The 6195-nt window shown below is 46.8% G+C and carries 6 protein-coding genes; 4 read left to right on the top strand and 2 right to left on the bottom strand.

The genetic code is table 11. From position 1 onward, the window contains the following. Nucleotides 1-118 precede the first annotated feature (118 nt). Both AB7D94_RS16010 and AB7D94_RS16015 read right to left on the bottom strand, forming a co-directional pair. The gene (locus AB7D94_RS16010) at nt 119-1300 is read right to left on the bottom strand and encodes a DegT/DnrJ/EryC1/StrS family aminotransferase (protein ID WP_420267019.1); all 1182 of its coding nucleotides are present in this window, start codon (nt 1298-1300) and stop codon (nt 119-121) included. Next, nucleotides 1293-2234, bottom strand: a complete 942-nt coding sequence (locus AB7D94_RS16015) for an NAD-dependent epimerase/dehydratase family protein (RefSeq protein ID WP_420267025.1) — start codon at nt 2232-2234, stop codon at nt 1293-1295. Before AB7D94_RS16015 ends, AB7D94_RS16010 begins: the two co-directional genes overlap by 8 nt. 221 nt (nt 2235-2455) lie before the next feature. On the opposite strand from AB7D94_RS16015, the gene AB7D94_RS16020 reads away from it, so the two are divergent. The 4 genes from AB7D94_RS16020 (at nt 2456) to AB7D94_RS16035 (ending at nt 5681) form a co-directional block, all read left to right on the top strand. Next, nucleotides 2456-2974 carry a PilZ domain-containing protein gene (locus AB7D94_RS16020; RefSeq protein ID WP_420267020.1) on the top strand — a complete coding sequence of 173 codons (519 nt, stop codon included), beginning with the start codon at nt 2456-2458 and terminating at the stop codon, nt 2972-2974. A 307-nt stretch (nt 2975-3281) separates the two neighbouring features. Further along, the gene (locus AB7D94_RS16025; RefSeq protein WP_420267021.1) at nt 3282-3656 is read left to right on the top strand and encodes a response regulator; all 375 of its coding nucleotides are present in this window, start codon (nt 3282-3284) and stop codon (nt 3654-3656) included. Between the two features lie 57 nt (nt 3657-3713). Beyond that, nucleotides 3714-4964 (top strand): sulfite exporter TauE/SafE family protein, encoded by a 1251-nt coding sequence (locus tag AB7D94_RS16030; RefSeq protein ID WP_420267023.1) that lies wholly within the window; start codon nt 3714-3716, stop codon nt 4962-4964. Nucleotides 4965-4967: 3 nt separating this feature from the next. Further along, nucleotides 4968-5681, top strand: coding sequence for a hypothetical protein (locus AB7D94_RS16035; protein WP_420267024.1), 714 nt, complete (start codon nt 4968-4970; stop codon nt 5679-5681). Nucleotides 5682-6195: the final 514 nt, after the last annotated feature.

Here is a 6195-nt window from a genome sequence, read left to right on the forward strand (position 1 = left end):
ATTGAACGATGGCAGCGTGGAGAAACAAAACCGACACTAAAACAGTTGGAGTCGTTTGCAAAATCCACTTATGAAACATAATATAGGGTTAGAATAAAAGCGGCACCAGCGCGACTTATCATATTCCTTTCAGGGATTTGTACAGATAGTCAATTTCATCTCTTATATCAACAGGGTGGTTGCCGACAAAAAAGCCGCGGTCATGGGCTATGTCCGCTTGTTTTGAGCTTACGACCTCGTAGTCGAAATACTTAATCACGTCGTGTCTGAGCATATTGCCGCCGGTGATTATTCTATATTCGATGTTCGATTTTTTCAGCGTGCTAAGGACTGCGTCTCTGTCTGTCCCCGCGTCCGGATTTACTATCATCGTAAAACAAAACCATGAGCTTTGCCCTGTTTCCTGCTGAATGATAAAGCGTTTGTCGTGTTTGAAGGTGTTTACAAAATGGGCGGCATTGCCACGCCTTGTCCTAAGAAACGCGTCGAGCTTTTTGAGCTGAACCTTGCCAACCGCCCCTTGTATTTCCATTGGGCGGACATTGTAGCCCGGCAAAATAAACCGGTAGGCCTCATAAAAATCGCTGTCTTTCTTTTCAAAGATTGGACTGCCCACGGGCTGGCCGCGGCACCAGCCGTGATTGCGGATTGATCTGCACAGACAGTCAATTTCAAAGTCGTCCGTGAGAATAAGCCCTCCCTCCATAGTTGATATATGGTGAGAGAAAAACGTGCTGAATGTCCCTACGAGGCCGAAAGTACCCGTGTAACGGCCATCATACACCGCCCCCATTGATTCGCAGTTGTCCTCAAAGAGGATAAGGTTATATTTTTGGCATATCTGCGTGATCTTATCAAAGCGGCATGGATTGCCAAGTATGCTCACCGCCACAATCATTCTTGTCTTAGGAGTTATCGCCCTTTCAATCTGCTCCACATCAATGTTGAGGGTATTAATGTCAATATCAACAAACCTGAGTTTCAGCCCGTACTGCTGCAGAGGATAAAATGTGGTTGCCCATGAAATACACGGCACTATTACCTCATCGCCGGGCATCAACGGCAAATCCTTCCGGTAAAACAACGCGGCAACGGCCACAAGATTTGCCGACGAGCCGGAGTTTACCATGACGGCGTGCCTTCGTCCGAAAAACGAGGCAAACTCTGCCTCAAACTCTGAGACATGCCTTCCCATTGTAAACATGTCGCTTTCCATGACTGCTGTGACCGCGTCTTTTTCCTGCTGGCCGAAGGTGGAAGACGTCAGGGGAAGCCTAAGGGCGGCCAGTACATCAGACATTGGCAAATTGGTTTGGTTTTAATATTTTATATCCCTTCAGCAATTCCACGATGCCGTCATCAAGCGAGTGTGCCGGTTTAAAACCAAGGGATTCAATCTTATCGTTGCTCACGACATAGTCCCGTTTGTCGGGGTCCTCCCCTACGGGGGCAGAGTGGATGTAGAGTTCAGGTACGTATTCTTTTATTTTTTCACAGAGCTGCCTCTTTGTTATGTTCGCGCTGCTCAGCCCCACATTGAATGGCTCGCCGGCCATTTTATCGTAGTTATCCATAGCAAACATAAATGCGCGCGTGACGTCTCTTACGTGGATGTAATTTCTGCGAAAATGCCCCTCAAAAAGCACGATGAACCTGTCTTTATACGCCCTGTAGGTGAAATCGTTAACAAGAAGGTCCATTCTCATCCTCGGGCTCATGCCGAAAACCGTAGCAAGGCGCAGTGTGACGGCATTTCCCCTGTCAAGCAGGGCGTTTTCGAGTATGACCTTGACCCTTCCGTATTCGGAGATTGGCCTAAGTGGGGATTGCTCTGTGCAGAATCTGTCCTTTTCCCCGATGCCATAGCCGCTGTTTGTGGTAGGAAATATTACCTTTTGCAATGGAGAGAGCCTGTCTATCATATCCATCATTGCGTCGTGGTTTACGAGATTTGTCAGAGACGGGTTCATCTTACACGCTGGTGCCCCTACAATGGCGGCCAACGGTATAATAACGTCAAAGCGGGGAACAAGGGAGGAAATCAACCCTGAGTTGCATATATCCCCTTTTATAAAATCGAAACCCTCACAGGCACAACAATCAAGCAGAGTAACCTGCCCAAACATAAGCGAGTCAAGCACTGTCACTTCATGCCCGGCCCTTAACAGCTCCGGCACAAGTACAGAACCAAGATACCCCGCCCCACCCGTAACCAATATCCTTTCTTTTCCCATCGTAATCTTTTCCACCACCGTTAAATAGCCTTTTGTGCAAACAGCCCATATTAGCACAGCAGCACGGTGTATTGTACGCCTCCGGCATACCTGTGTCAATATCGCTGGCCTGGCGGCTCTGTGAATAATATATAACCGCTTGAAATATTTATTTGGATATTGTACAATGTGGCGTGACATAAGTCACAGGACGCTTTATGGGCTTGCAGGAGGGCAACCTGATGGCAAATATCCCTAAATTGCCGGTGATAACTGTCTATCCATCTACTGAGATACCTGTGGTGTGTCCCTGCTGTGGGGTCAAAGGCAAACTCAAAAGAGAATACCCGCCGGAGAAGGATTTTATCATAACCTGCCCTAAGTGCAAACAGCAGGTTTTCGTTCGTATAAATGCGCGTGAATTCTATCGTAAAGATGTTACTATTGAGGCGTATTATCAGCTTAAAGACAGCAACAGACCGGCAATAAAGGGGAATATATTAAATATATCCCGCGGAGGCCTACGCCTGAAGTGTTTGAAAGTCGCGCCTGTTTGTGATAGAACGGGTAATGTTAGGTCAAGGATAGGCAGCGTTATGTCGTTAAGATTTGTATTACCGCCTAAGGAAGAGCCAGTCAGGGTTTTTGGGGAGATTGTCTCTGTAGTAGAGGAGACAGACAAGACCGTCACCTTCGGGGTAAAGTTCAAAAACCCCGGCGAATACGAAGAGATGCAAATCGGCTTTTTCCTTCAATCATAAATATCGCAGATGTTAACCTTCCGCTATTATCACATACGTATCCCCTGGCCGCACATCCATCAAAAAAAATATTCGCACAAAAATTATTTGTATAATATTTTAATGATTATTGGTATAATAGCAGGCAGGTGGGTCGGTTGGCTTTCCCTAAAGAGTCTCCCCACCGAGAGATTGATTCTTAGAACTATCTGCGTGTGTGGCTTACCTGGCGGTTGAGTGAGTAACTTTAGATTGAGAATGTTATCGTCAATCGGTTAATTAAAACAATTGGAAATAACCCATTTGGCGGGTTTTTTGGAGCAACAATATGAAACAACTAAACATACTACTGGCCGATGACGAACGGGACTTTACAGAGGTCCTGTCTGAGCGGCTGAGGATGAGGGGGTTTAAGGTCACAGTTGCCTTTGACGGGCAGGAGGCTATTGATAGTCTCAAAGAATATATACCTAATGTCCTTGTGTTGGACATGAAGATGCCGCGTAAAAACGGCATAGACGTTATGCGGTGGTTAAACACAAAAAAAATTGAGCTGCCTGTGCTGATACTTACAGGCTACAGCTCGGAGACGGAAGAGGAAGAGGCGTGGAAGCTGGGAGTTTTCGACATACTTAGAAAACCCCCTGAAATAGACATACTTTCAAAGGCTATAAGAGAGGCTTATATAAAGAAGGCCCATTAGATTAGGGCAGATTAAGCAGAGCAAGACAGGGAGTATATTATTTATCAGGAGGTACTAATGAGTTTTTTCAGAGAGGTGTATGCGTTTTTAAAGAGCGCGTCAATTGCGCACGCGAAGTGGGACTACGAGGTTTCGATGAGCATCCTGAAAAACAGGAAGAAAATGCTGTGGATTCTCATAGCCATCCTGCCAATACTGGCCGTGGCCCTGGCAGAGGCCGGTGGAATCTTAGGTGGGAAGACGGCGTATGCCCCTGCCTTTTATTCCACGAAAATTTTTATGGCTTCCATGGCGATAGGTCTTGCAGCCGGACTGATTACGGGATGTATTGGGGCTGGAGGCGGGTTCATTATTACCCCTGCCCTGATGGCCGCCGGCGTTAAGGGAATCCTTGCCGTAGGTACTGACCTGTTTCACATCTTTGCCAAGGCGATTATGGGTACAACGGTGCACAAAAAACTCGGCAATGTCTCAGTCAAACTTGCCGTAGCGTTTCTGGTCGGCTCAACCGGCGGTGCCGTTATCGGGGGACTGATAAACAAAGGGCTATACGACTATGACCCGCTGTTGAGCGAGGCATTCATAAGTTTGGTTTATGCCGCGCTGCTTGGGTTTCTGGGGTTTTACACCTTAGCCGATTTTCTAAGGTCAAGGAAAGGGGCGGACACGGGCGACGCCCACGGCGGCGCGACGACCGATATGCCGGCCTTTACGCTGAAAGTCCAGTCGGTAAACATCCCGCCCATGATAACTTTTGATGAGGACTATGTACCGGGCGGAAGGAAGATTTCCGGCGTCATAGTTGCGGCAGGCGGTGTAATCGTAGGCATAATGGCCGCCATAATGGGCGTGGGAGGCGGTTTTATCACCTTTCCAATGTTTGTTTACATCTTTGGCGTCTCGTCTATGACTACCGTTGGAACGGACATATTACAGATAATATTTACCGCGGGGTTTGCGGCAATCACTCAGTACGCGATATACGGATACGTGTTTTATTCACTGGCGATGGGTATGCTGCTTGGCTCGTTGATAGGCATTCAGGTCGGCGCTATGACCACAAAGGTCGTAAAGGGGATTCATATCAGGGGATTTTATGCAATATCCATCCTTGCGGGTTTTATAAACAGGGTCGCCACACTGCCGAAAAAGTTGACCGAACTGGAAGTCATAAACATACCCAAGGGGGTAAGCAATGGCATAGAGACCTTTGGAGATATAGTTTTCTGGATCGTGGTGGGATTTTTTGCCTTATGGATATTCAGTAAATTCTTTGGCAATTTGAAGAAATTAAAAGAGGGGGTATAACATATGTTAGTCGAAAACAAAAAGCCTTTTTTCACAGGCGTTTTTTATGGTATATCGTTTTTGGCGGTATTGGCGGTGATTTTTTCGCCAATATTCGGAGACGGGAGAAACGGTCTCGTATTTTCAGATGATATGTTTAACAAACTCTCTAAGGGCTCTTCATATTTCATACCCAAGATAATAAAGGGCAACGAGAAAAACATGGGTAAGCAGTTCTCGGTAACTATATCGCTTGATAAGCCGGAAGTCGCTGAAAAGGCGGCCGGGCAGTTTAAAAAGGCGGGAAGCGATGTCCGGTTAGACGGCAGCACGCTGAAAATTTCCGGCGACCTCGGTAAGACCCTCGCCGTGATACTTAAAGACTCAGACTCCATGTTCAACAACGACTCTGACAAATTAAAGGCTGACTATGGATATGACGGCAAAGAGGTGCTCCAGTCGTGGTGGCAGGCACTTTCTAAGATGGACAAGGCGTTAAAGAAGGATGGGAAGATCCCTGAGTCCAAAGAGGTCGGCGCGGTTATGAAAAAGGCCGTAGAGCCCGCGTACAACTTTTTCGGGATACAGTCCCAACAGGTCTCCGATAAGATAGGCATCATGTCGGGGCTGCTTGTGTTTTATGTCATCTATACGATGTGGTGGGGATTTGCGATATATTTCCTGTTTGAAGGGTTCGGGCTTTCGATGAAAAAGGCCAAAGTGAAGAAAGAGATATAACTCAGCAGCACTGAAGCCGCCAACGGCGGCAGCCCAAACGCGATAGACAAAGCGTGGCGAGATTTACGGGTGAAGGGGGGTTACCCCCCTTCGTCTTTAATCCTTTCTGTTGTTACCGCAGGATTCAGGCATTGCCTTCCTCAAAAGCAAATGTAACGAAAACTTAACGTCCGTCAAACCCGGCTGTCAGTACGGGGGCCTCTATTGCCATTGCCGCGCCCGAAAGCAGGAGGACTATTATTAGTGAGGTTAATATTTTCAATACAGATATATTATATCAATAAAATATTACATGTATATTACATTAACACCAGGACAAATTTGTTCTCCATCATAAGTAAGCGGTAGTTGCTTAGTTTGTTGTCACCTTTGTCCCTTTTTTGTCATTCCGGCTTGTCCGGAATCGTCCCTTAAATGGTTGTTTCATGATGATTTTGCCTATTCTTAGGTATTAGGGATAATAGGGGTAGGGAAGGCTCTCACCTCCCCTCCCTCCGAACCGTACAGGCGGATT

The organism is Candidatus Magnetominusculus dajiuhuensis, assembly GCF_046044395.1.
In the GTDB taxonomy this organism is placed as follows: Bacteria; Nitrospirota; Thermodesulfovibrionia; order Thermodesulfovibrionales; family Magnetobacteriaceae; genus Magnetominusculus; species Magnetominusculus dajiuhuensis.